Source organism: Permianibacter aggregans (assembly GCF_009756665.1).
Classification (GTDB): Bacteria; Pseudomonadota; Gammaproteobacteria; order Enterobacterales; family Permianibacteraceae; genus Permianibacter; species Permianibacter aggregans.
This window is the reverse complement of record NZ_CP037953.1, coordinates 4033479-4056049: the sequence shown is the minus strand read 5'-3', so window position 1 is coordinate 4056049 and position 22571 is coordinate 4033479. Positions and strand designations below refer to the sequence as shown.

The 22571-nt window shown below is 55.3% G+C and carries 22 protein-coding genes and 1 tRNA gene; 5 read left to right on the top strand and 18 right to left on the bottom strand.

Annotated features, from left to right (window positions below; genetic code table 11):
* Positions 1–18: 18 nt before the first annotated feature.
* From E2H98_RS18315 to E2H98_RS18275, 9 genes are all read right to left on the bottom strand, one after another.
* Positions 19–1191 (bottom strand): type III PLP-dependent enzyme, encoded by a 1173-nt coding sequence (locus E2H98_RS18315; protein WP_133587180.1) that lies wholly within the window; start codon positions 1189–1191, stop codon positions 19–21.
* A 176-nt stretch (positions 1192–1367) separates the two neighbouring features.
* The gene (locus tag E2H98_RS18310; RefSeq protein WP_157591460.1) at positions 1368–2081 is read right to left on the bottom strand and encodes a DUF2189 domain-containing protein; all 714 of its coding nucleotides are present in this window, start codon (positions 2079–2081) and stop codon (positions 1368–1370) included.
* A gap of 138 nt (positions 2082–2219) precedes the next feature.
* Positions 2220–2582, bottom strand: coding sequence for a YbaN family protein (locus E2H98_RS18305; RefSeq protein ID WP_133587176.1), 363 nt, complete (start codon positions 2580–2582; stop codon positions 2220–2222).
* Entirely contained in the window at positions 2579–3379 is an 801-nt protein-coding gene (truA, locus tag E2H98_RS18300; protein WP_133587175.1) for a tRNA pseudouridine(38-40) synthase TruA, read from the bottom strand. The genes E2H98_RS18305 and truA overlap by 4 nt, the downstream gene beginning before the upstream one ends.
* 34 nt (positions 3380–3413) lie before the next feature.
* The gene (locus tag E2H98_RS18295; RefSeq protein WP_133587173.1) at positions 3414–3992 is read right to left on the bottom strand and encodes a hypothetical protein; all 579 of its coding nucleotides are present in this window, start codon (positions 3990–3992) and stop codon (positions 3414–3416) included.
* On the bottom strand, positions 3946–6219 hold the full coding sequence (locus E2H98_RS18290; protein WP_198325173.1) for a FimV family protein: 2274 nt from the start codon (positions 6217–6219) through the stop codon (positions 3946–3948). Before E2H98_RS18290 ends, E2H98_RS18295 begins: the two co-directional genes overlap by 47 nt.
* A 226-nt stretch (positions 6220–6445) precedes the next feature.
* Positions 6446–7468, bottom strand: a complete 1023-nt coding sequence (locus tag E2H98_RS18285; RefSeq protein ID WP_133587169.1) for an aspartate-semialdehyde dehydrogenase — start codon at positions 7466–7468, stop codon at positions 6446–6448.
* Between the two features lie 100 nt (positions 7469–7568).
* The gene (locus tag E2H98_RS18280; protein ID WP_133587167.1) at positions 7569–8294 is read right to left on the bottom strand and encodes a 2OG-Fe(II) oxygenase; all 726 of its coding nucleotides are present in this window, start codon (positions 8292–8294) and stop codon (positions 7569–7571) included.
* A 66-nt stretch (positions 8295–8360) separates the two neighbouring features.
* Entirely contained in the window at positions 8361–10940 is a 2580-nt protein-coding gene (locus E2H98_RS18275; RefSeq protein WP_133587165.1) for a bifunctional aspartate kinase/diaminopimelate decarboxylase, read from the bottom strand.
* A 261-nt stretch (positions 10941–11201) separates the two neighbouring features.
* Here E2H98_RS18275 and E2H98_RS18270 point away from each other — a divergent pair, with 261 nt between their 5' ends.
* Positions 11202–11564 carry a carboxymuconolactone decarboxylase family protein gene (locus E2H98_RS18270; RefSeq protein ID WP_133587163.1) on the top strand — a complete coding sequence of 121 codons (363 nt, stop codon included), beginning with the start codon at positions 11202–11204 and terminating at the stop codon, positions 11562–11564.
* A 13-nt stretch (positions 11565–11577) separates the two neighbouring features.
* Here the strand turns inward: E2H98_RS18270 and hda are convergent, their stop codons facing one another.
* From hda to E2H98_RS18250, 4 genes are read right to left on the bottom strand one after another with little or no spacing between them, the layout of a single operon-like run.
* On the bottom strand, positions 11578–12264 hold the full coding sequence (gene hda, locus E2H98_RS18265) for a DnaA regulatory inactivator Hda (protein ID WP_133587161.1): 687 nt from the start codon (positions 12262–12264) through the stop codon (positions 11578–11580).
* On the bottom strand, positions 12264–13364 hold the full coding sequence (locus E2H98_RS18260; protein WP_133587159.1) for an AI-2E family transporter: 1101 nt from the start codon (positions 13362–13364) through the stop codon (positions 12264–12266). The genes hda and E2H98_RS18260 overlap by 1 nt, the downstream gene beginning before the upstream one ends.
* The gene (locus E2H98_RS18255; RefSeq protein WP_198325172.1) at positions 13361–13927 is read right to left on the bottom strand and encodes a CDP-alcohol phosphatidyltransferase family protein; all 567 of its coding nucleotides are present in this window, start codon (positions 13925–13927) and stop codon (positions 13361–13363) included. Before E2H98_RS18255 ends, E2H98_RS18260 begins: the two co-directional genes overlap by 4 nt.
* A gap of 13 nt (positions 13928–13940) precedes the next feature.
* Complete coding sequence (locus E2H98_RS18250) at positions 13941–14999, bottom strand: DUF2066 domain-containing protein (protein ID WP_157591458.1); 1059 nt, start codon at positions 14997–14999, stop codon at positions 13941–13943.
* A gap of 115 nt (positions 15000–15114) precedes the next feature.
* Between E2H98_RS18250 and E2H98_RS18245 the strand changes: the two genes are divergently transcribed.
* The 4 genes from E2H98_RS18245 to E2H98_RS18230 are packed head-to-tail and all read left to right on the top strand — an operon-like array spanning position 15115 to position 18619.
* Positions 15115–16104 carry an alpha/beta hydrolase gene (locus tag E2H98_RS18245; RefSeq protein WP_133587153.1) on the top strand — a complete coding sequence of 330 codons (990 nt, stop codon included), beginning with the start codon at positions 15115–15117 and terminating at the stop codon, positions 16102–16104.
* Positions 16105–16163: 59 nt separating this feature from the next.
* A complete protein-coding gene (gene purM, locus E2H98_RS18240) occupies positions 16164–17213 on the top strand; it encodes a phosphoribosylformylglycinamidine cyclo-ligase (RefSeq protein WP_133587151.1) in 1050 nt (349 codons plus the stop codon).
* Positions 17214–17273: 60 nt separating this feature from the next.
* Complete coding sequence (purN, locus tag E2H98_RS18235) at positions 17274–17909, top strand: phosphoribosylglycinamide formyltransferase (RefSeq protein ID WP_133587149.1); 636 nt, start codon at positions 17274–17276, stop codon at positions 17907–17909.
* Positions 17903–18619, top strand: coding sequence for a DUF3108 domain-containing protein (locus E2H98_RS18230; protein ID WP_133587147.1), 717 nt, complete (start codon positions 17903–17905; stop codon positions 18617–18619). Before purN ends, E2H98_RS18230 begins: the two co-directional genes overlap by 7 nt.
* Before the next feature lie 198 nt (positions 18620–18817).
* Here E2H98_RS18230 and E2H98_RS18225 read toward each other — a convergent pair.
* The 5 genes from E2H98_RS18225 to dapA form a co-directional block, all read right to left on the bottom strand.
* Positions 18818–18907, bottom strand: a tRNA-Ser gene (locus E2H98_RS18225).
* Positions 18908–18980: 73 nt separating this feature from the next.
* Positions 18981–19694 (bottom strand): phosphoribosylaminoimidazolesuccinocarboxamide synthase, encoded by a 714-nt coding sequence (gene purC, locus E2H98_RS18220; protein WP_133587145.1) that lies wholly within the window; start codon positions 19692–19694, stop codon positions 18981–18983.
* Between the two features lie 17 nt (positions 19695–19711).
* Positions 19712–20488, bottom strand: coding sequence for an MBL fold metallo-hydrolase (locus E2H98_RS18215; protein WP_133587143.1), 777 nt, complete (start codon positions 20486–20488; stop codon positions 19712–19714).
* 5 nt (positions 20489–20493) lie between these two features.
* Positions 20494–21594 carry an outer membrane protein assembly factor BamC gene (gene bamC, locus E2H98_RS18210; protein WP_133587141.1) on the bottom strand — a complete coding sequence of 367 codons (1101 nt, stop codon included), beginning with the start codon at positions 21592–21594 and terminating at the stop codon, positions 20494–20496.
* Positions 21591–22469, bottom strand: coding sequence for a 4-hydroxy-tetrahydrodipicolinate synthase (gene dapA, locus E2H98_RS18205; RefSeq protein ID WP_133587140.1), 879 nt, complete (start codon positions 22467–22469; stop codon positions 21591–21593). Before dapA ends, bamC begins: the two co-directional genes overlap by 4 nt.
* Positions 22470–22571 lie beyond the last annotated feature (102 nt).

Genomic DNA, 22571 nt, shown 5'->3' with positions numbered 1-22571 from the left:
TGCCGGGCGTTTCTTTAACTACTGCTTTTCACTGTCATAAAACTTCGCGGCCAACGGCGGAAAGCCGTTGAACTCGATGGCGCTGTAAGTCGTGGTGTAAGCACCAGTGCCAACCAGATAGGCCAAGTCCCCGGTTTTCAGACTCAATGGCAGTTGATAACGGAATTTCTCGTAGAGGATATCGGCGCTGTCGCAGGTAGGGCCAGCCAGGATCACGCCTTCACGATTCTTGTCTTCATCTTTGGTGGTGTAAATCGGATACTTGATCGACTCGCCCCAGGACTCGACCAAACCGCCGAATTTACCGATATCGAGATAGACCCAGCGTGGCGTGTCTTCGGATTTGCGCGACACCATAACCACTTCGCTGACCAGGACGCCGGCATCGCCGACCATGTAGCGGCCAGGCTCAAGAATGATTTTCAGCTTGCGCTCACCAAAACGCGCTTTCAGTGCGCCGTAAATGGCGTCAGCGTATTCTTTCAATTGCGGCGCTTCGTGCAGGTAACGGCCGGGAAAACCGCCGCCAAGGTTAACCAGATCGAGTTCAATACCAGCATCACTGGCATCATCAAAAATCGATTTGACCGAATCCAGTGCCTGTGCCCAGGACTGCAAATCGCTTTGCTGGGAACCAACGTGGAAAGACACGCCTCGTGGATTCAAGCCCAGATCACGAGCCTGACGCACCAATGTTTTGCACATGTTGACATCGCAACCAAATTTGCGTGATAGCGGCCACGCCGAACCGGGACTTTCTACCGTCAGCACTCGCACATAAACGTCGGAACCTGGCGCATTCTCGGCAATCGCTTTCAAATCGGATTCGCAATCGGTGGCGTACAGACGCACGCCCTTATCATAGAAATATTTGATGTCGCGTGGCTTTTTGATCGTGTTGCCAAAACTGATGTCTTTGACTTTGGCGCCGTGCTTGATCACTTTGTCGAGTTCAAAGCGCGAAGCGATGTCCCATTGCGAACCCATTTCCACCAGCGTTTCCAGAATCGGTACTGAAGGATTGGCTTTGACCGCATAGAAAATGCCGGCGCCCGGGAATGCCTCGGCCAGCAGGCGAAACTGGCTGCGCACAATCGCCAAATCGATGACGACGCAAGGCGTTTCGATGTCTTTGGTGGCTTTGCTGAACGCCGTAAAACGGCGCTGACCCAGGTGTTCTGCTAACGACATGCCGGAAACCTCGTTGAATCGAATGGATTGATGCTGATCGCGAACGCGTCAAGACAGCGGTGCGAGAAAACGCCGCGATAGTATGAATGAACCAATAGAGGCTGCAAGAGGATGAAAGCGAGGACGAAAAAAATAGTTCTTCGCTTTCTTGTTCAAGCTGTTGAAAACAACAACCGCTACGCGACGGTGGCCCGATAGGCATGCCAGGTGGCATGTCCCAGCACCGGGCCGACAACCATCAGCAACCAGTATTGACTCGCCATGCTCAGGCCAATGAGCAACAGAATCAGTATAGCCCATATCAGCATGGCTGCCGGATTGGCCGCGACGACACGCAGGCTGGTGATGCAGGCAATGATGGCATCGGTACGCTTATCCATCATCAGTGGAATGCTGACCACACTGATCAGAAAAATAATCGTCGAGAAAAACAGTGTGACCAAGGTGTACGCGATCAGGAATTCCATTTGCTGAAACTGCAACAACTGCTCGACGAATCGACCAACGGTCGGCATACCACCGGAATAAAACAGCGCGAAGGTAATCAGTGAAGCGCGCATGAAAATCAACACAATAACGGCCAGCACCAGCACATAAACCGCAATGGCCGGTAGGTTGTACTGCCAGGACATCGTCGTCTTGCGAAACGACACCTTTTTGTCTTGCTGCAGCTGCCGGCTGATGTTGTACAAACCCGTCGCCAGAAACGGGCCGAGTAACAGAAAAATCACGGCCAGTGTCGTGCTGTATTCGGTCGCATGCCGAAACACCTGCAACAGCGCCTGCCCCATCAGGAAAAATATCAGGCCATAGCTCAGGCTCGGTAACGGACAACGGCGCAGATCATCAGCGCCCTTTTGCAACCACTGTAGTGCCGAGAGCGCCGGCACGGAGCGCACCTGAATGCTATCCAGCCTGAAGGGTGTGGAGGTTTCCGATGATGATTTGGGTGGGTTGTCCATTGGTTCAGCGCTGTGAATTGGAGAAACCCTGAAATTAATACGGAAATTATTTGAAATGCAAGCTGCTCAGCGGCTCGGACGGGTCCAGATCCATGGCCCGACGATCAGCGCCACCAGGGTGGGAATCCAGGCGTAATGCCATTCCAGACGCAGCCAGCCAATGACCGAGCTGATGGTCAGCATCAGCAGCGCAGCGATTTTCCCGACCATCGGAATAGCTTGACGATCACGCCAGGCGATGATCAGCGGACCAAAGGTTTTATGTTCCAACATCCGCCGCTCCCAGCGCGGCTCGGCCTTGGCAAAACAATAGGCCGCTACTAGCACCCAGGGCGTAGTCGGCAAAATCGGCAGCACAATGCCTAGCACGGCGAGCCCTAATGCCAAGCCGCCGGCAGCAAGTAACAAAACCCGTTTGATTTGTTTCATTGCGACAACCGATCCGGCAACCACAACGGACCCGGTGATAGCACCGGTATTTGAAAACGCGCGGGGTATTTCACAGCGACCAGATGCAGACCATCCGGCGCGGCGGTACCCGGCGCCAGTTGCCTGTCGCGGGCATGAAGCAATTCCCCCACCCACTGCACCGTCTGCTCACCGCGACCAACCGCGCAAAGCACGGCAACGATATTGCGAACCATGTGGTGCAAGAACGCATTGGCGGTGATTTCAAGGACGATGTAATCGCCGCAGCGATGTAATTGCAGGTGGTGGATGTTGCGCCACGCCGTCAGCGAACCGCAGCCGGCCGCACGCACCGAGGAAAAATCCTGCTCGCCGAGAAAGTATTGCGCCGCCTGTTGCATCAGCGCCAGGTCAAGCGGATCGGCGATGCATGTCACACCAGCAGCGGCTATTGCAGAGCGGCCAGGACTGTTGCGAATCACATAGCGATAGGTACGCGCTCTCGCCGAAAAACGGGCGTGAAATTCTTCACTGACGCGACCGGCCCAGCGCACCGCGATATCTGCCGGCAACTGGCTATTGCCACCCAGTAGCCAAGCGCGATCTGGACGCGTGACCGGACTGTCGAAATGGACAATTTGATGAGTAGCATGAACACCCGCGTCAGTGCGGCCGGCGCAAAACGTTTCAATCGGTGCGTCAGCAATCTTGCTGAATACCTGTTCGACGACCGACTGCACCGCCAATGTATGCGATTGACGCTGCCAGCCAGCATAGCGAGCACCGTGGTATTCAATGATGGCGGCGTAACGTGGCATGAGTAATCATCTAAACCGACATTCGGAGCAATTGCTAGAACTGACGTTCACTTGATTCATATTTGACTGTCGAAGAACCTAACTCTTTGAGCCGCCCTGCCTCATCAATCACAAAGAAGGTGCCGGAAGAACGTGAAGAAGCAAAAGACGATTCTCCAACCTTTCTTCCAAAAAACACGACTCCAGCAGAACTCCGTCGGTCGTCAGCAGCAAAAGCCCAATCACAGCTACTTTCGCTTAGAAAAAACATGTATCTGGGTACTGGACCTTTCCAAACCTCCAAAACCTTAACGAGGCGCTTTTCTTGACTGGAATTGCCATCATCGCCACTACTCACAAACTCACCCAGAAAAATTAATTCAGCGGAGACAATTTGCTCTGTGAAAGCGCGTTGGGATGTTACCGGCGTATGCGGACTTAAGCTGCATGCCAAACTGCTTAAAGATAAAAACAGACCTAACACGCTAACAGCCATTCTCATAAAATTCGCCAACAGCCCCATGAAACAAAAATCACCGCCGGTTTTCCCGAGCGGTGATTTTGGCCGTGCTATGTTCAACTCAGCTTCAGATTTTCGCCAGCAAGGATTCGGCTTCTTTGCGCTGAGCGTCATTACCGTCCTTCACGACTTCCTGAAGAATTTCCTTGGCGCCATCAGTCTCGTGCATTTCGATGTAAGCGCGGGCCAGATCGAGCTTGGTTGCGATTTCATCAATCTCATTCATGCCAAGATCGTCCGGCTCAGAGAACTCATCATCGAAATCATCGAGCTTCAGTTCTTCATCGGCTGAAGAACGCTTGCTTTCCGGTTCTTCATCGATGCTGAATTCGCTGTCGCTCAGATCGAAACTGAATTCTTCTTCGCTGGCTTTTCCGGCCTTGCTGACCGTGGTTTCCGGCCCGCCACCGAGATCGGCATCGAGATCCAGATTGAACTCTTCACTAGCAAAATCCGATGCTGGTTCTGCCGACGCCTTCGGAGCGCTTTGGCGCGGAATCTCGACCGTCTTGTCACTGTCGCGGCCAACGTCCATCGAACCGAAAATATCGTCCGCACTCGGTGCTTCTGGCGCCGGGCGATAGCTTTCGCTCATGGCATCGTCAGGCCAAGCTTTGTTCTGCAAGCGTTCGACCTGTTGCGCCAGCGATGGATCGAGATCGATGGCGTCCTGCATCTCGGCGACCTGTTCGCGGAACTTGTCAGCATCGTGCATTTCGGCATACGCCTCAAGCAGCTTGACACGCAATTCGGTGCGATCCGGATCTTCCTGCAGCGCGCGCAGCAACAATTGCTCGGCCTGTTCGTATTTGCCATAGGCGATATAAATGTCCGCTTCACCGAGCGGGTCAGCGACCAGATCGGACGGTGCCGAAGTCTCGGCTTTCTCTTCCTGTGGCAGCAGTTCTTCGCCGACTTCTGGCAGATCGAACGCGGTGTCCATCTGGCTCGGTGAATCAAACTGTTCGTAAGATTCTTCCGGCAACAATGATTCGTGGAAGTTTTCCTGAGCAACGCGACGACGCTGCCAGACCATGAAACCGATGATCAGCAACAGCAAACCACCGCCACCGGCCAGGTACAGCAAACCATCGCCGGACATCAGATCATCGAAGAACGAAGGTTCTTCTTCTTTCTTCGGTGTTTTTACCGGCTTTTTCTTTTCGGGCTTCTTCTTTTCTGGCTCAGCAACTTGCGCCTGTTCAGCTTGTGTTGGTGTCGTTTGCGTCAAAGATTCCGGTGTGGTTTCCGCTTGCTCGGCCGGCGTTTCGGTCGGCAATGTCACGATCGGCACCGTCGTCACATCGGTTTCCGGTGGCAAGGTTTCCGGCGTAGTCGTTGGTGCGCCAACGGTTGCCAATTGCTGATCTTTCAGCTGCACCAACTTTTCCAGACGGTCGATTTTCGACTGTTGCGAAGCGAGGCGCTCGCGCAGCGCCTCGTTTTCCTGATTCAACACCTGCATGGCTTCGCGATCGGCACCGCCGCGGGCACTGCCACTGGCAGTATCCGGTGCGGCGCCAAGCACCAATCGTCCGCCCCCTTCACTGGTGGAACCACCGCCAGTGCGACGGCCGGTCTGCACAACTGGAGTGCTGCCAACCAATTCGGCCAGCGAACCGCGACGCGGCGTTGAGGCAATTTCTTCGGCACTGGGAATGGTCAGGGTTTCGCCTTTCAGCAGCATGTTCGGATCATTGTTGGCGAACGCTTGCGGATTGGCTTTGAAAATGGCGGCCAGCGTCTGCTGAATGGTGACGCTGTCATTGGGGCGAGCGCGGGTCGCGATACTCCAAAGGGTATCAGTGCTACCGACCGGGCCGTAAGTGTTGCCGCTCAAATTGCCACTCGGTTGGCGGGCAACCGGGCGCTCGCTCGGCAGGGTGGCAACGGTACCGCTACCACTGACCGGCTGGCTCGGACGCACAACCGGCGTTGGCGCCTCTTGGGCGAATGTCGGCGGATCGAGTAAAACGGTGTATTCGCGCAGCAAACGGCCATTTGGCCAGTTCACTTCAACGACAAAATTCAGGAAAGGTTCGCGTACCGGGTCGGCGGTGCGTAGCTTGATCACGGCATCCGCGCCACGGCCTTCCAGCGACATCTGCAGGCCATTCAGGGCATAGACCCGTTCGATACCGGCTTTCTGGAATTCTTCGTCCTTGGCCAGCGACGCCCGGATCTCCTCGACCGAGGTACCTCTTAAAGCAACTAATTCGATCTCCGCGTCAAGTGGTTGATTTAACGCGGATTTCATCTTGATATCGCCCATACCGAGGGCGTGCGCTATCGACGACGCCAGCAAGGTAGTGCCGAACACAACAGCGAGATTTCGAAGCATAGTTATTCCCTTCACTGTTCCGACCGATGACGGACGACAACTGAGCCGGCAGAAACTGCCGATAGCCAACCGCTGCGGGATACAGCGAACGGGCTTCGACCTCCGTGCGCAACGGAGGCGTTTCCGGCCAACCATCAATCCGGGTTTCAGGTCTAAAACCCTAATCAGCGGGTACAGATACCGCCAACTCTTGAGATTGTTCTTTAACTCAAGGTGGAACTATAGCCTAGAAATGCTCGGTGACCAACCGTTCTGCGATTTGAACTGAGTTCAGGGCCGCACCTTTTCGCACGTTATCTGACACAATCCACAAATTGAGGCCATTCGGGTGGGAAATATCCTCGCGGATGCGGGAAACAAAGACCTCGTCCTCGCCGGCCGCATCACTGACCGGCGTGGCGTAACCGCCGGCTTTGCGCTGGTCGATGACCTTGATACCCGGCGCTTTTTTCAGCAGCTTGGTCGCTTCCTCCACGCTGATTTTCTGACGGGTTTCGATATGCACGGCCTCGGAATGGCCGTAGAACACCGGCACCCGTACCGCGGTCGGGTTGACCAGAATCGAGTCATCGCCAAGGATTTTCTGGGTTTCCCAGACCAGCTTCATTTCTTCTTTGGTGTAGCCGTTTTCCTGGAAGCTGTCGATTTGCGGAATCACGTTGAAAGCAATTTGCTTCGGATAGACTTTCGGATCAGCACCACGGCCATTCAGCAAGTTGGCAGTTTGCCCAGCCAACTCATCAATAGCGGCCTTGCCCGTACCGGATACCGCCTGATAGGTCGCGATATTGATGCGGTTGATCCCGACAGCGTCGTAAAGGGGTTTTAGCGCCACAACCAGTTGAATCGTTGAGCAATTCGGGCAGGCAATGATATTGCGCTGACGGTACTCTCCGATCTGATGGCCATTGACCTCTGGCACGATCAACGGAATATCCGGCTCGTAACGGAACTGCGAGGTCTTGTCGATAACAACGACACCGGCGGCGGTGGCACGTGGCGCCATCACCTCCGATACCGAACCACCGGCAGCGAAAAACGCGATTTTCACTTTCGACCAATCGAACTCATCAGCGTCTTCGATCATCACCGGTTTACCGCGAAACACCAGCGTCTCGCCAGCCGATTTCTTGCTGGCCAGCGCATACAGTTTGCCGACTGGAAACTCGCGTTGTTCCAGAATTTCCAGCACCGTGGAGCCAACCGCGCCGGTGGCGCCCAACACAGCTACATCGTAAGTCGTCGACATATCGGGTAAATCTCAGTAGGAAGTTTCAAAGTGGAAATTCGTTGCGGCCGAATTTCTCGAAAAATTGGCCGCTATTGTAACGAATGCGTGAATCAGGCCGTTATGAATTTTGCGGGCGCTGATACAGCTGTTCGGCGCGATGAAACATCACCCAGCTGGTGGCAATGTATTTATCGTTCGACACCGGCATGTTGCCGCGATGGGTGTGCGTGAAACCCGCCGGTGCAATCACCATGCGACCCGCCTTTGGGGCAATTTTCAAGTTCTGGTAATAGAACTCCGTTTCCCCGCCTTCAGCGACGTCATTCAGATAAAACATGAACAACAGCACGCGATGCAGCGGTTCGCATTTTTCATCCTGCGGATACACTTCCGAATGCCAGTGAAAGTAACCGCCCTTGCCTGCCTGGTATTTCTGCAGATTCATCAACCCGTAGCGATACAGGTAGCCAATCAAATCGGGCAGCATCGGCGTCGCCAGCCGATCGAAGTTTTCCAAACTCAGCGTCGCGGGCTTGCCGGTTTGCGGATCGTTCACCGTTGGCGACACGGCACCGATAATCGGAAACTTCAAACGCGACAGGTATTGCTCTAACGGTGGATAACTGAGTTGCAATAGCTCAGTCAGCGTATCGCTCCAATCAGCGTGATAATTAAGCGATATGTCTTCCGAGACTTTTTTGCTGGCATCAACACCATGACCGGTACGACCTGGCACCCGGTGCGGACTGCGATCAAATTCACGCATCAAGCGCTGGCAGAACTCGGCCGGCAGCACGTCGTCGTAAACGGCGATGAAGTCCTGCCACAGTGAAGGCGTCAACATGAAAAAGGCCCAGAAGTGATTGCTGGGCCTGAACGTTAGCGATCAGCGGTCACCGCCGCAAGCGATTTAATCAAATACAAATTCCTGGCCGGGTGCACGCAGGTTGTAGCTGGAACTCATGACCGCGCCATAGGCGCCGGCGTCAGCAATCAGCAGCACATCCCCTTCTTCGGTCACCGGCAGCACCGTTTCGCCGAGCTTGTCGCCACTTTCGCAAATCGGCCCGACGATGGTTGCTTGCCAGGCCAAGGGCGCATCAAGCTTGGTCAGGTTGACGATGCGATGACGGGCGCCATACAGCGCCGGGCGTAGCAGCGAGTTCATGCCGGTTTCGATGCCGACGTAATGGCGCTCGCCCTTGCCCTTTATCTGCGTAACCCGGGCCAACAGCACACCAGCCTGGGCGACAATAAAGCGGCCCGGCTCCAGCCACAGCTTGAACTGCGGGTACTGTTGTTTGAAGTCGGCCAGTCCCTTCTCAAGCAAAGCCAAATCCAGCGGCTGTTGACCTTCTTCATAAGGAATGCCGAGCCCCCCACCGAGATTCAAGACCTGAACATCAGGCAGGCGAGTGGCGATTTCGGCCAGCATACGGGCGTTATCGAGCCAGGTCGTGGTATCGAAAATGCCGCTGCCGGTATGGGCATGCAAACCAGTGATTTTTGCACCGGCATTGCTGAGCCGGGTCAGCACATCATCGAGATCGGAGAGCGGAATACCGAATTTGGCCTGCTGGCCGACGGTACGGACATGGGCGTGATGACCTTTGCCGGCACCGACATCCAGGCGCAGCAACACGTTCTTGCCTTTGAATAAATCCGGCCAATGCTCGATAGGATGCAAGTTGTCGAGCGTGACGGTGATGTCTTGTTTGAACGCGAACGCATATTCACTGCGCGGCGCAAAATTTGGCGTGAACAATATCCGGTTCGCCGGCAGTTGCGGCATCACCCTCCGCACACGCTCGATTTCGCCAATGCTGACGCATTCAAAATCGACATTGAGCCGTTCCAGGGATTGCAGCACAGCCGGATTGCAATTGGCCTTCATCGCATACAGCAAGCGATCAATCGATTTCAGTTGCCGCAATTGCTCAACCGACTCACGCACTCTTGGCAGCGAATACACATAGCAAGGTGCTGACAACGCCGAGCGTTCAATCAACTCTTGCGCTGCCGGCTGCCACCAGTCTGGCGTTGTTAACGGACCCGGTTCCGCAAACAAGGTGCGCCAACTCGGACCGAACACCGCCGGATGGCGGGCATGGGCGAGTAGATAATCATGCAAACGAGCGCTGACATCATCGGCGTGCTCGGCATCGATCACGAATGAGTAATTCAGATCGGACGCCGCCTGCGAAATCAGATGAATCGGGTAATCGGCGAATACCGACAGCGCATCGCCAAGCTGATGCAGTACGGTGCTGACATGACGGCCAACCAGTGTCACGACGGCGCAGTTTTCCAACACCTTGACCCGGCACAGACTGGAAAGCTCATCAACCAGCGACTGCATGGCACTGGCGCTCAAATCATTGGCCTTGCTGTCGAGCGTAACGGTGATATTGGTTTCCGAGGTGGAAACCAAATCAATCGATACGCCATGACGCTTGAACGCGGTAAAAGCATCGGCCAGGAAGCCAACCTGCTGCCACATGCCCAAGGTTTCCATGCTGATTAGCGTGATCGGCTTGTTGACCGACACCGCTTTCAAGCCGGAGACCACTTCGTCCTGTGGCTGCAGCCAGGTGCCTTCCATATCCGGGTAGCCGGTATGGGCGATACGCACCGGGATCTGCGCCAGACGCGCCGGCCGCACGCAGCGCGGGTGCAGCACTTTGGCGCCGGTCGTGGCCATTTCCTGGGCTTCGTCGTAATCAAGACTGCGCAGCAAACGGGCATTCGGAAATTGACGCGGATTGGCCGTGAACATGCCCGGCACATCAGTCCAGATTTCGAGCACATCGGCGCCGAGCAGCGCCGCCAGATACGCGGCCGAGGTGTCGGAACCGCCGCGACCAAGAATGACCGTTTCTTTTTGCTGATTACGAGCGATAAACCCCTGGGTCAGTACCATGCCGCCTTGCGCGACCACACTTTCCCGCAGCGCATCGTTACGCACCGGCTCGCAATGGGCGTTTAGATAATGACTGACCTCGGCACGATTGGCTTGTGGCGTCGACTGCAACCAGTCGCGCACATCCTGCCACTGGAACGGCGTGTCGTGCTTGGCGAGCTCAGTTTTGAAAAAATGCGCCAATAAGCGGCTGGACATCAGCTCGCCACAGCTTTGAATGCTGGCTTGCACCGGTAGCGGCAATGGCGCCGACCCAGATGCCCAGTCAAGAATCTGGTTCAATGGTTGCTGCCAAGCCTTACTCAACTCATCGCTGAGCGGCAAACCCAGCGCTTCGGCCAATTGCAGATGCTGGTTGGCGATCGCCTCAATCAACGGCTGCGCCGGTTCGCCATTGGCGATGCGCACCAGTTTATCGGTGACTTTGCTCAGCGCCGAAACCACGACGACGACCGCATCAAATCCCTGTTTTCGGCGTGTCAGCACGATTTCCGCAATACGACGGACGGTTTCTGCACTGGCTACGCTGGTGCCGCCAAACTTCAATACGGCAAGACGGGGGAACGACATGATGCTGGTTTCAACCTCTCTTTATTGGCTGGAAGAGCGCGTTCACTGACGAACGTGGATATCTGATCTCACTATAGAAGATGTCACGAGTCTGGCAGGAATCGATTCGGCAAATTCTGCGTACAACCACGACGAACCCGTGATATCAGCGCGATTCGTCAGCAAGATAAGTTTGTCACTTTACCATTGCCGGACGACGCCGGCGCAGTATCATAGCGCGCCCCGTTTTCGGCAAATGACCATTAGCGATAGGAACTCGAGATGAGCGAAACGTTTGAACAATTCCGCGCCCGCCGCGAAGCCGGCAATGAACTGGTGCTGGCCACCAAAAACCTTGGCATCAAGCGCTTCATGTCGCTGGACAAGGTTGCCTACGACGACGGCGCGCTACCACGCAAAACCAAGGAGCTGATGGGCCTGGTCGGTTCAATGGTGCTGCGTTGCAATGACTGCATCGACTACCACCTCGATACCTGTGTGCAAGTCGGCTGCTCGAAAGAAGAACTGGAAGAAGCATTCAGCATTGCGACTCTGATTGGCGGCTCTATCGTCATTCCGCACTTGCGCCACGCCTACATGAGCCTGGAGTTTTTGTTCGCTGAACACGAGAAGAAAGCGAAGTAAGACCGCTCAGGTTTTACAGCGCCAACACCTGCTTGACGAAAGGAATCGTCAAGCGCCGCTGCTCCTGCAGCGATGCTTTGTCGAGCATTTCCAGCGCTGAGCGCAGCGCCGCGATCTCGCGCGAATAACGGCTGAGCAGAAACAGCGCGACATCCTCCGGCACCCGCAAGCCTTTTTGCTCACCCCACTGCACCAACAGACGCTGGCGCGCCAGATCGTCCAGCGCCGGGATCTTCACCACCAGCAAACTGGCCAGGCGTGATCGCAAATCCGGTAGCATGCAGTTCAGTTGCGCCGCCGGCAACAAGGCGCTGACCGCCAAGCGATGGCCGCGATCACGCGCCGCATTGAACAATGCGAACAGGGCGTTGGCCCATTCCGGTTCGGCCGTCACGGCGTCAAGATTATCCAGACAAAGCCACTGACATTGCTCCAGACCATCGAGCATTTCCGGCCGCAATTGCGGGTGGGCCAAGTCGATGACAGCAACATGCTGACCGAGCGCATCAGCTTCTTTTGCCAGCGCGTGCAATAAATGGCTGCGGCCGCTGCCAGCAACACCATGCAGATAAACGCCAGGCACCGTCGACGGCGAATTGAGCGCGGCTCGTAAACCGGCAATCAATGAGGCATCGGCCGCAACGAAATTGTCGAAGCTGGCGTCATGGCGCCAAGGCAGGCCCAGTGGCAATTGCTCCATCAGGTGATGTCACCCGGCGTTTCAATGGCAGCAGGCGGCGTTTTTACATCGCCGTTATAGAAAGGCGATTGCTGGTAACGGCGCAGCGCGTGACGCAGCAACACCAGCAAAATGGCAGCGACTGGCAACGCCAGCAAAATACCAACAAAGCCAAACAAATGACCACCCGCCAGAATCGCAAAAATCACCGCAACCGGATGCAGCCCGATGCGATCGCCAAGGAGTAACGGCTGAAACACGGCGCCTTCCAAAATCTGGCCAATGGCGAACACGCCAATGACCCATAAGGCCATGACCGGATCGGCGAATTGCAGCAAGGCACCGACAACGGCCAACACCAGACCCAGTGCGAAACCGAGGTAAGGAATAAAACTGGCGAGACCGGCAAATACACCGACCAATAACGCAATGTCGAGCCCAACCATCCAAAGGCCGACCGTGTAGACCGCCGCCAGGGCCAGCATGACCATCAACTGACCGCGCAAAAACGCCGACAGGGCTTGATCACATTCGTGCACCAGTGGCGTCAGCACCGTGCGCCAACGCGGCGGCAACAGATTATTGGTGCCCTCCTTGATTTGCGGCCAGTCGCGCAGCAAAAAGAAAAACACCACCGGAATCATGACCAGATTGACGGCCAGCGAAATGATCGCCATGCCGCCCTGCCCGACTTTACCGGCAATGGTTTTCAGCACATCGCCAGCGGCCGGAATGTAATCGGTGAACGTTTCGCGAATGTAGGCCAGATTCAGTTTGTCGCTGTCGATATGAAAGGTACTGACTATCCAGGGCAGTGCGGTTTTATCAAACCATTCGGTCGCTGCCGGCAAACGCTCAATCACCAGCACGAATTCATGGCGCATCAGCGGAATGACCAGCAGGAAAAACACCGTGACCATCAGCATCATCAGCAACATGACGACCAGCACCGACAAGGTGCGCGGCAGCTTCCAGGCATTCAGCCGTTCAACCATTGGGTCGAACAAATAAGCCAGCGCGGCCGCAATCAAAAATGGCGTCAGTACCGGGCCAAGCAACCAAAGCAGTGCAATGCCGATTACGGCAGTCAACGACAGACCGGCGATTCGCCAGGCATTCATAAAGATTTCCTTTTTTGCATAAGGCTTGCCGTGCGCCGGCCCCACACCCAAACGTAATGGACACCGCTGATCACGGTCGTCAGTGTCACCGCAACGAGCGCCAGTTGAATGATGGTTGCCGGCACCGGCAACAAGGCCAGATGAACCAGCATGCCGCAGAGAAACAGAATCTGCGTCAAGGTATTGAGCTTGGACAGAATGCTCGGTTGCATTTCATACGGACCAAACAAATGATGAAACGCCAAGGCTCCGGAAACAATGACGACATCGCGCCCAATCACCAGCACCGTCAACCACCACGGCAGCACTCCAATCCAGGCCAACGCGGCAAAACCGCAAATCAGCATCAGCTTGTCGGCCAGCGGATCGGTAATGGCGCCGAAGCGGCTCTGCCAGGAAAACTGTTTGGCCAGAAAACCGTCAAGACCGTCTGACAAGCCGGCGACAAAAAACACCAGAAACGCCTTCTCAAATTCGCGTTCGAGCAACAGCCAGGTCATTGGTATGGTCAGCACGCAACGCGCGATGGTCAGCGCGTTCGGCAGGTGGCGCAATAGGGTCACGTTGCTGCGTCCTTCAGCGTGGGGTCCAATGAAACTCCAACTCGGTCGTGAATGCCGATTCCGGCACCAGTTGCAAACGGCCATCAAGGGTCAGCGCCTGCAAGAACGCCGCTTGCTCAGCAATCAAGCGTAGACTGTAAGTAATCTGATTCGGCTCCACCTTGACGACATCGACCTGCTGCACCGACTGCAAGCTTTGCAGGAAATTGGTCAGCTTGCCGTAATCACGCAGCTCGCTGACGCCATACACTTTTACCCATTGCTGGGCGTCTTTGCTGAGGTCGATAACGACGGCGTATTTGTCCGCATAGAAGCTTGCGATTTGCGCCATCAGCTGACGCACCGCTTCGGCGCGATTGGCGCCAGAGGCCATGAAACTTTCGCGGAACTGACCGTGCAACAAACTGGCTTCCGCCTGCCATTGGTTCGCTTGCTGCTCCAACCGGCCAACCAATGTCGCATCGGCGGCATAGCGCGAGGAATATTCCGTCATCGGGTCGAGAAAGCGGCCCCAGACATCGCTGATATTGATCGCTGCCGCTTCTTCCAAGTCGAGCAGTGGCAGCAACACCGGCACACCGAGATCGCGACTGGCGTCTTGAATATCGCGAATCACTGATGGTTCGTTATCATCGCCAATCAGCTTGCGACCAGAGCTGTCGGCCACCGCCAGCCACATCAGTGTCAACGGTCGGCGCTTGCCCCAAATCGGCGCCGCGGCGGCCTGAATCAAACGGTCAATCGCTCGTTGATCAAAGCTCGCTTCCAACACCAATTGTTTTGGCGTATCGGCCGGGGCATCGCTGGCCGGCGACTGCAATTTGAATTGATAGCGCTGCACAAAGCTGGAGGCTTTCTTCAGATTGTCCTGAACCAGCGTATGACTGAGCAGTGCCGATGAACCGGACACCTTGGTCAATACCTGTTGCATCGCGGCCATTTCAGCCTGTTGACGAGTCGGCTCCTGTTGATCGACAACCGGAATAACACCGGTGTACAGGTCCGGCACTTCAACGGCCGCCACGGGCATCACTATCATCAACAGCACTAACGCGCGCCACAACACCGGCATTATTAACACTCCCATACGGTTTAGCTGCCAATGATATAGGAAAGCCGCTACGCTTCAAAAAATCTCGCGCAATTGTGCGTTCCGCGGCAAATAACTGATTCCACAGAGGTTTCCAATGAAAATCGGATTGGCACTGCTCCTTGCGCTGGCTGCTGGCAAGGCTAACGCGACGGAATTACCGTCCGGCAGCCGGCTGATGCACTGTGGTGAGCGGGCCTTGCACGTGCACGAGCAAGGCAAGACGCAAAATGATATCGGCATTATTCTGCTGTCCGGACCTACCGATAGCTGGGCTGCTGACTCAGCTTGGTTTGTTACGCTGCAACCACTGCTGGCAAAAAGCACCATCACACGCAGCATCGATCGGCTCAATCATGGCTTGAGCGCCGTCGGCGGTGATGGCTCCTATGCCCGCTCGGCCGATGATCTGGCTTGCCTAATCAAGCAATTCCCGGAAAAGCAGCATATCGTCATCGCCTTTGCCAGCAGCAATCTGATGCTCCTCCACTACCTGGACCGGCACGGCAGCGACAAACTGAAATCGGCGATACTGATAGACCCGGACGGACTGACACCGGCCGTGGCGTCGTTTTATGCCGAGCAAGCGAAAATGTTCCAGGATCCGGCCATTCCAGAATTCGTACGCAGCGGCAAATACGATCAACGCGCAGCCGCCAAAGTCACCTCCGATCGCGAACATTTCCTGAAACTGGCCGGCAACCTGCCCTACCAGCAAGCCTTGTTGGATGCGATTCTGGCTGGACGTAGCGATCGCGAACGTATCGTCGCGCAGATGGCCGATATCGGTCGCTACGACCAGGATGTGCTGAGCGCCGCCAAGCTGAGCTGGCCGAAAAACCTGCCGGTATGGGTCGTCGATACCGATTTCGAACGCCTGACGATTGAGCAAGCCAAAGACGAGGCTGAACGCCAGAAATTCGAAAACTGGCGCAGCGAAAACGCCAAGTGGATGAAGAACTTGCCCGGCGTTTGCTACCTGCCGACCAAGTCGACCGAGCATCTGATCATCGTTGAGCAGGCTACAATGATCGCAGCCCTCGGCGAAAAGCTGTTAGCCGGTCAATCCTGCCCGCATTCCTCATGACAGCGCGCCCGGCAACCGCTAAACTGTCGCCCCTTTTTTTCCGAGCCCCTGGAGCCATCATGACCAACGACAGCAAGCCCTCGTTGTCCTACAAAGACGCTGGTGTGGATATCGAAGCAGGCGACGCCCTCGTTGAGCGCATCAAGCATGTGGCCAACCGCACCCGCCGTCCGGAAGTGATGGCCGGTCTTGGCGGCTTTGGCTCGCTGGTCGCGCTGCCAGCCGGTTACGAAGAGCCGGTACTGGTTTCCGGCACCGACGGTGTTGGCACCAAGCTGCGTCTGGCCATGGATTTGAAACGCCATGACACGATCGGCATCGATCTGGTCGCGATGTGCGTCAATGATGTTGTCGTGCAAGGCGCCGAACCGCTGTTCTTCCTGGATTACTACGCCACCGGCAAACTGAATGTCGATGTCGCTGCCGATGTCGTCAGCGGTATTGGTAAAGGTTGCGAACTGGCCGGCTGTGCGCTGGTTGGCGGCGAAACCGCCGAAATGCCCGGCATGTACCACGGTGAAGATTATGACCTAGCCGGCTTTACCGTCGGCGTCGTCGAGAAAAGCAAAATCATCGACGGCCATGACGTGCGCGTTGGTGACGCCTTGATTGGCGTTGCTTCCAGCGGTCCACACTCGAACGGTTACTCCCTGATCCGCAAAATCATCGAAGTGAGTAAAGCCGATTTGAACCAGCGCGTTGGCGAAAAAACCCTGGCCGATGCCTTGATGGAACCAACCCGGATTTACGTCAAAGCAATGCTGAACCTGATTCGCCAAATTCCCGTGCACGCCCTCGCCCATATCACTGGCGGTGGTATTCTCGAGAACGTACCGCGCGTATTGCCAGACCACACCAAAGCCGTGATCGACAGCAAGAGCTGGACACTGCCGCCAGTATTCCAGTGGCTGCAGGAAAACGGTAACGTGCAAAGCACCGAAATGTACCGCACGTTCAACTGCGGTATCGGTATGGTTATCGCGGTGCCGGCATCGGCACTCGACAACGCCCTGAGCCTGCTGCGCAATATGGGAGAAACGGCCTTCCACATCGGCCATATCGCCAGCGCTGGCAACGAACACAGCGAACCGTTTGTCGAAATGGTGTAATCGCCAATCGTACCGGGTGCCATGCGCACCCGGTGTTGTTTTAGCCCGAAGAAAACGTTTATGCCCTGTCGTCTGCTGATCCTGATTTCCGGAAACGGTTCCAACCTGCAAGCCTTGATCGATGCCTGCGCCGATGGCCGCGTCGACGGTCAGATTATCGGCGTGATCAGTAACGTGCCGGATGCGTTCGGCTTGCAACGCGCTGCGCGCGCCGGCATTGTCACCGCCGTTGTTGATCACCGCCAGTTTGAAAACCGTTCAGCTTTTGATCAGGCGCTGCTCGCTACGATGCAATCCTTCGATGCCGATTTGATTGTATTGGCGGGTTTTATGCGTATTCTCGGTGATAACTTGGTCAATGCGTATTCCGGTCGGATGCTGAATATTCATCCGTCGCTGTTGCCGCGCTATCCCGGTTTAAAAACGCACCAGAAGGCGCTAGCAAATGGCGATAAAGAACACGGAGTGACAATTCATTTCGTTACTGCCGAATTGGATGGTGGGCCATTGATTGCTCAGGCCCGTTGCCCAATTCTGCCGGAAGATGATGAAGCAAGCCTGGCCAAGAAAGTGCACGAGCTGGAACACCAGCTTTATCCCTTGGTCGTGCAATGGTTTGCCAGCGATCGCTTGCACTGCCAGAACAATCAGGCGTTTCTCGATAAGCAATTACTGATGGAGCCGGTGCAATGTTGAACAAGTGCCTAGTGCTGCTGCTCGCATTGTTTGTTTCACTCGCTGAGGCAAGTGAAGTACCGCTGCGCCCATACAATGCCCAATACTTATTGTTACGCGGAGACAGCGAAGTAGGCACCGGCAACATTCAACTGCAACCGCTTGATCAACAACAATGGCAGTTCAGCACCAGCTCAAAAGCGTCGATCTTTTTTCTCGATTTCACCGACACCGAAACCTCGACATTCATCTGGAATGATCAACACGCCAAGCCACTGAAGTTCAGCAAGCGCACCACCACACCGACACGTGATCGCTTTACCGAACAAACTTTCGACTGGCAAGCCATGAAAGAAACCGGCAAGAACGAAAAGCGCCAATGGCAAGTTGACTTGCAGCCAGGTTTGAATGACATGCAAACCCAGGTGCTGAATCTGCAAATCGATCTGCTGAATAATCACCGCCCGCTGAGCTATCCGGTCAGCAAGAAAGGCGGCGTCAAAACCTATGAGTTTGAAGTCAAAGGCGAAGAAATTTTGGACACCCCTCTCGGCAAACTGAAAACCATCCGGGTGGAACGCGTGCATGATGCCGATGACGACCGCCGAACCATCACCTGGTTCGCCAAAGACCATCAATATGTACCGGTACGTCTACAGTTTTTCGAAGATGGTGACGAACAGGGTGAGTTGCAGATTCAGGCGCTGCAGTTAAGCTCTTTTGCCAACTGATTGCACGCCAAAAAGAATGAAACGACACAGACCCGAGCCATGAATTGACACTCATGCCCGCGGCAAATCAAGAACTGCGGGAAGTTAAGTGTATTGCAAAGAACAAGAAAACAAACGATCAGCAATCAGCGCAGTGAATTGATAGCGAAGTAACCATTTGCACCAAATAAAAAACCACCCGAAGGTGGTTTCTATATTTGGCGGAGAGGGTGGGAGTCGAACCCACGGTACAGCAAGCTGTACACCGGATTTCGAATCCGGCCCATTCGGCCACTCTGGCACCTCTCCGAACAGTTTTACCTTTCGACGACTGCATAATACGCAACCGCAACGGCGGCGTATTATGCTAAATAAATTGGCTTTAGTCGAGCGAAATTCCCAGGCGTTTGGCGACTTCTTCATAGGCTTCGACGACATCGCCCAAGCCCTGACGGAAACGATCTTTGTCGAGCTTTTTGCGTGTGGCTTTGTCCCACAGGCGGCAGCCATCTGGCGAGAATTCATCACCCAAAATGATTTCGCCGTTGAAGCGGCCAAATTCGAGTTTGTAGTCAACCAGAATCATGCCGGCGTCATCAAACATCTGCTTCAGAATGTCATTGACCTTGAAGGTCAGTTCTTTCATCCGGGAAATTTCGGCGTCGGTCGCCCAGCCAAATGAACGGATGTGATATTCGTTGACCATCGGGTCGTGCAATGCGTCGTTTTTCAGGAAGAATTCGAATGTCGGCGGATTCAGTTCCTTACCTTCTTCGACGCCCAAACGACGGGTAATCGAACCGGCGGCGACATTACGCACCACGCACTCGACCGGCACCATGTCCAGTTTTTTCACCAGACTGTCGGTATCCGACAACAGCTTGACGAAATGGCAAGGAATACCCGCATGTTGCAAACGCGTCATGATAAACGCGTTGAACTTGTTGTTGACCATTCCCTTGCGATCCAACTGCGCGACTTTCTGGCCATCGAAGGCCGAAGTGTCGTTACGGTAATGCATGATCAGATGATCGGCATCCTCGCAGCTATAAACCGATTTTGCTTTGCCCTTGTACAGCTCTTGCAACTTTTGCATGGTATTCACCAGTACATCTATGGCCGATCGGAACCGCCGATCGTGATCCAGTCAAATCCGTGTTGCTGTCCAGCAACGCCCACTTCTTCGGGCTGCCAGCCCAGCACCGCCGCCAGCGCTGCTTGCGCCAGAATCGGCTGGTTGTTTTCTTCACTCAAGTGCGCTGCAATCACCATGCGCAATCGTTGTCTATCCAGTCCATCGAGCAAGGCCGCACTTTGCGCATTGCTCAAGTGACCGTATTCACCACCTACGCGACGTTTCAACGCCGGTGGATAACGGCCGGTGCGCAGCATCTGCTCGTCGTGATTGCATTCGAGCATTAGCACATCACAAGCACCAATTTGTTCGCAAACAAACGGCGTCGGATGGCCGAGATCGGTAACCAGCGCAAAACGTTGTTCACCGTTGTCGAACACCCATTGCAAGGGCTCGCGCGCATCGTGCGGCACCGAAAACGGAAAAGCCCGTAGCCTCCCAAAGGATACGGGTTGTTCGGAGCGCATGATTTGCAGGGCGCGGATTGTGCCACAGCGGTCTGCCAAATAGCTACCCTGGCTGAGCATTACCGGCAAATTATAACGCCGGGCCAATGGCCCGACGCCGCTGATATGGTCGCTATGTTCATGGGTGACCAGAATCGCCGTGATGGCAGCAGGCTCGACACCAAGCCTGGCCAGCCGCCGTTCGGTTTCCGCCAGCGGAAAACCGCAATCGACCATCAACAGCGTTGACTGGTCGGCAACCAACAAACTATTGCCTTTGCTGCCGCTGCCGAGACAAGCGATTCTCATCGGTGTTAACGGCGATTGAATTCCTGTGCCGGTCGACGTTCCTGGAATACTTCCGACAACACCGGGAATACTTTTTCCATGGTTTCGGCGTTCAATACTTCACCGTCACGGCTGAACAGAATCGCGGTCTGATCACCAACCGGCTTCAGTTCGATAACGTACTCACCTTCACTGAGATCGATACGGCGCGAATCGCCACCGAACAAGCTGCTCCAGAAGCCTGACGCCTCATGCGCCAGCGTTGTGTAGTACAGGTGCTTGCTGGTGTCCTTGTCGTCGACCAGGAAGCCAAGCCGTTCGATAACCGCCGGAGTAATCTCCCAGGCGCGTTCGAGCGAGGCATTGGCCAACAGACCGCTCTGCCCTTCCGGACTGGTCCATAGCACCACCGGCACGCCAGCGCGGGCCGCCAACACGCGGGCTCGGGCATCAGCGGTCAACTGTTCATCGTAGAAACCGAGAAACTGATTCAAGATGTTGACACCGTCGCGACGGCTATCGGCTTGGCTAATCCAACCCTGCTCTTCTGACAAGGCTTCTGCCTTGCTGACGGTGACAACCAATTGGTTTTCATTTGGATTTTCGCCAGGACTTAACTGGAACAAGTACTGCCACCGATAGCTTTCGATGTCGCGATCAAGCACCCAATCGCGGAACCAGCCGATAGGCTCGGTCTGTACCCAATCGGTGCGGATCACGCCGGCTTCGTTGTTCACGTCCAACAGATTGATATCGTTGCGTTCAAAAAACGCCAACAAGCGCTGCCACAGTTGCTCACGTTCAACGTAAATCAGGCTTTTCGCTACCATCGCGTCCTGAACGCCGACCACTCCTTCTCCTGCCGACAAAACCAACGCCGGCGGTTCGATATCGAGTTTTTCGCCAACCGGCTGCCGCGCCATCGCTGGCGTCAGCGGCGGAATCGGGTAACGGTCCTGCGGTTGATAGCCGGTCATGCCTTCCGGCATTTGCAGTGGCGGGCGCTGCTTGGCGTCGAGGTAATCGTGTTCGGTATCGCGGATCCAGCCGTCTTTGCCATATAACCAGCCGCAACCGGATAACGTAACGGACGACAGGCCGGCAAGCAGCAGCACTTTATAATTCATTCAATGACTCCAGCACGACGCATCGCGGCGCGCACAACGGGTTTATTCGCTTCTGTCAGTGGCAGAAGCGGTAAACGCAAATTATCCGAACCACCAAGCAACTGGCTGACCGCCCATTTGGCTGGCGTCGGATTCGGCTCCACAAAAAGGTCGTTATGAAGACCCTGCAAACGTTCGTCCAGTTCCCGGGCAATGCCAACCCGATTGGCTAGTGCCGCTTCGCACATCTCGGCCATCGCTTTCGGCGCGACATTGCTGGTGACAGAAATGACGCCATGCCCGCCCTGCAGCATAAAGGCACAAGCGGTCGCATCATCGCCGGACAGCATAAGAAAATCCTTGCCGGCCCCCGCCTGGATGGCACTCAAGCGCTCGAGCTTGCCGGTCGCTTCCTTGATGCCGGCGATCTGCGAGTGCTTGGCCAAACGAATCACCGTTTCCGGCAATAAATCACAGCCAGTTCGTCCCGGAACGTTGTACAAAAGCACCGGTTTGGCAGCAGCATCCGCTACGGCAATAAAGTGTTGGTAAAGACCTTCCTGGGTCGGACGCAAATAATAGGGCGTCACACAAAGCGTACCGTCAACACCAAGCGATTCGGCTTTGCGTGTCAAGGCAACCGCTTTTGCCGTGGCGGCACTGCCGGTACCGGCAATCACCGGAATCCGAGCGGCAACGGTTTCAACCACGGTTTTGACGACATGCAGGTACTCGTCATCGGTTAGCGTCGCGGATTCACCGGTGGTGCCCATCGCGACGATGCCGTGGGTGCCCTGACCGATATGCCATTCGACCAGTTGTTTCAGCCGGGCTGTATCAATACCGCCGTTCGCCGTCATCGGCGTAATCAGCGCCACGATGCTGCCTCTGAACATGCGTCACCCCTCAAATTTGAAAGGCGGCAATGGTACAGGCCGGTGAAAGTTATTGACAAGCAAGAACGCTCGGTCACTAATAAGCTTTATAAGAAATCGAAC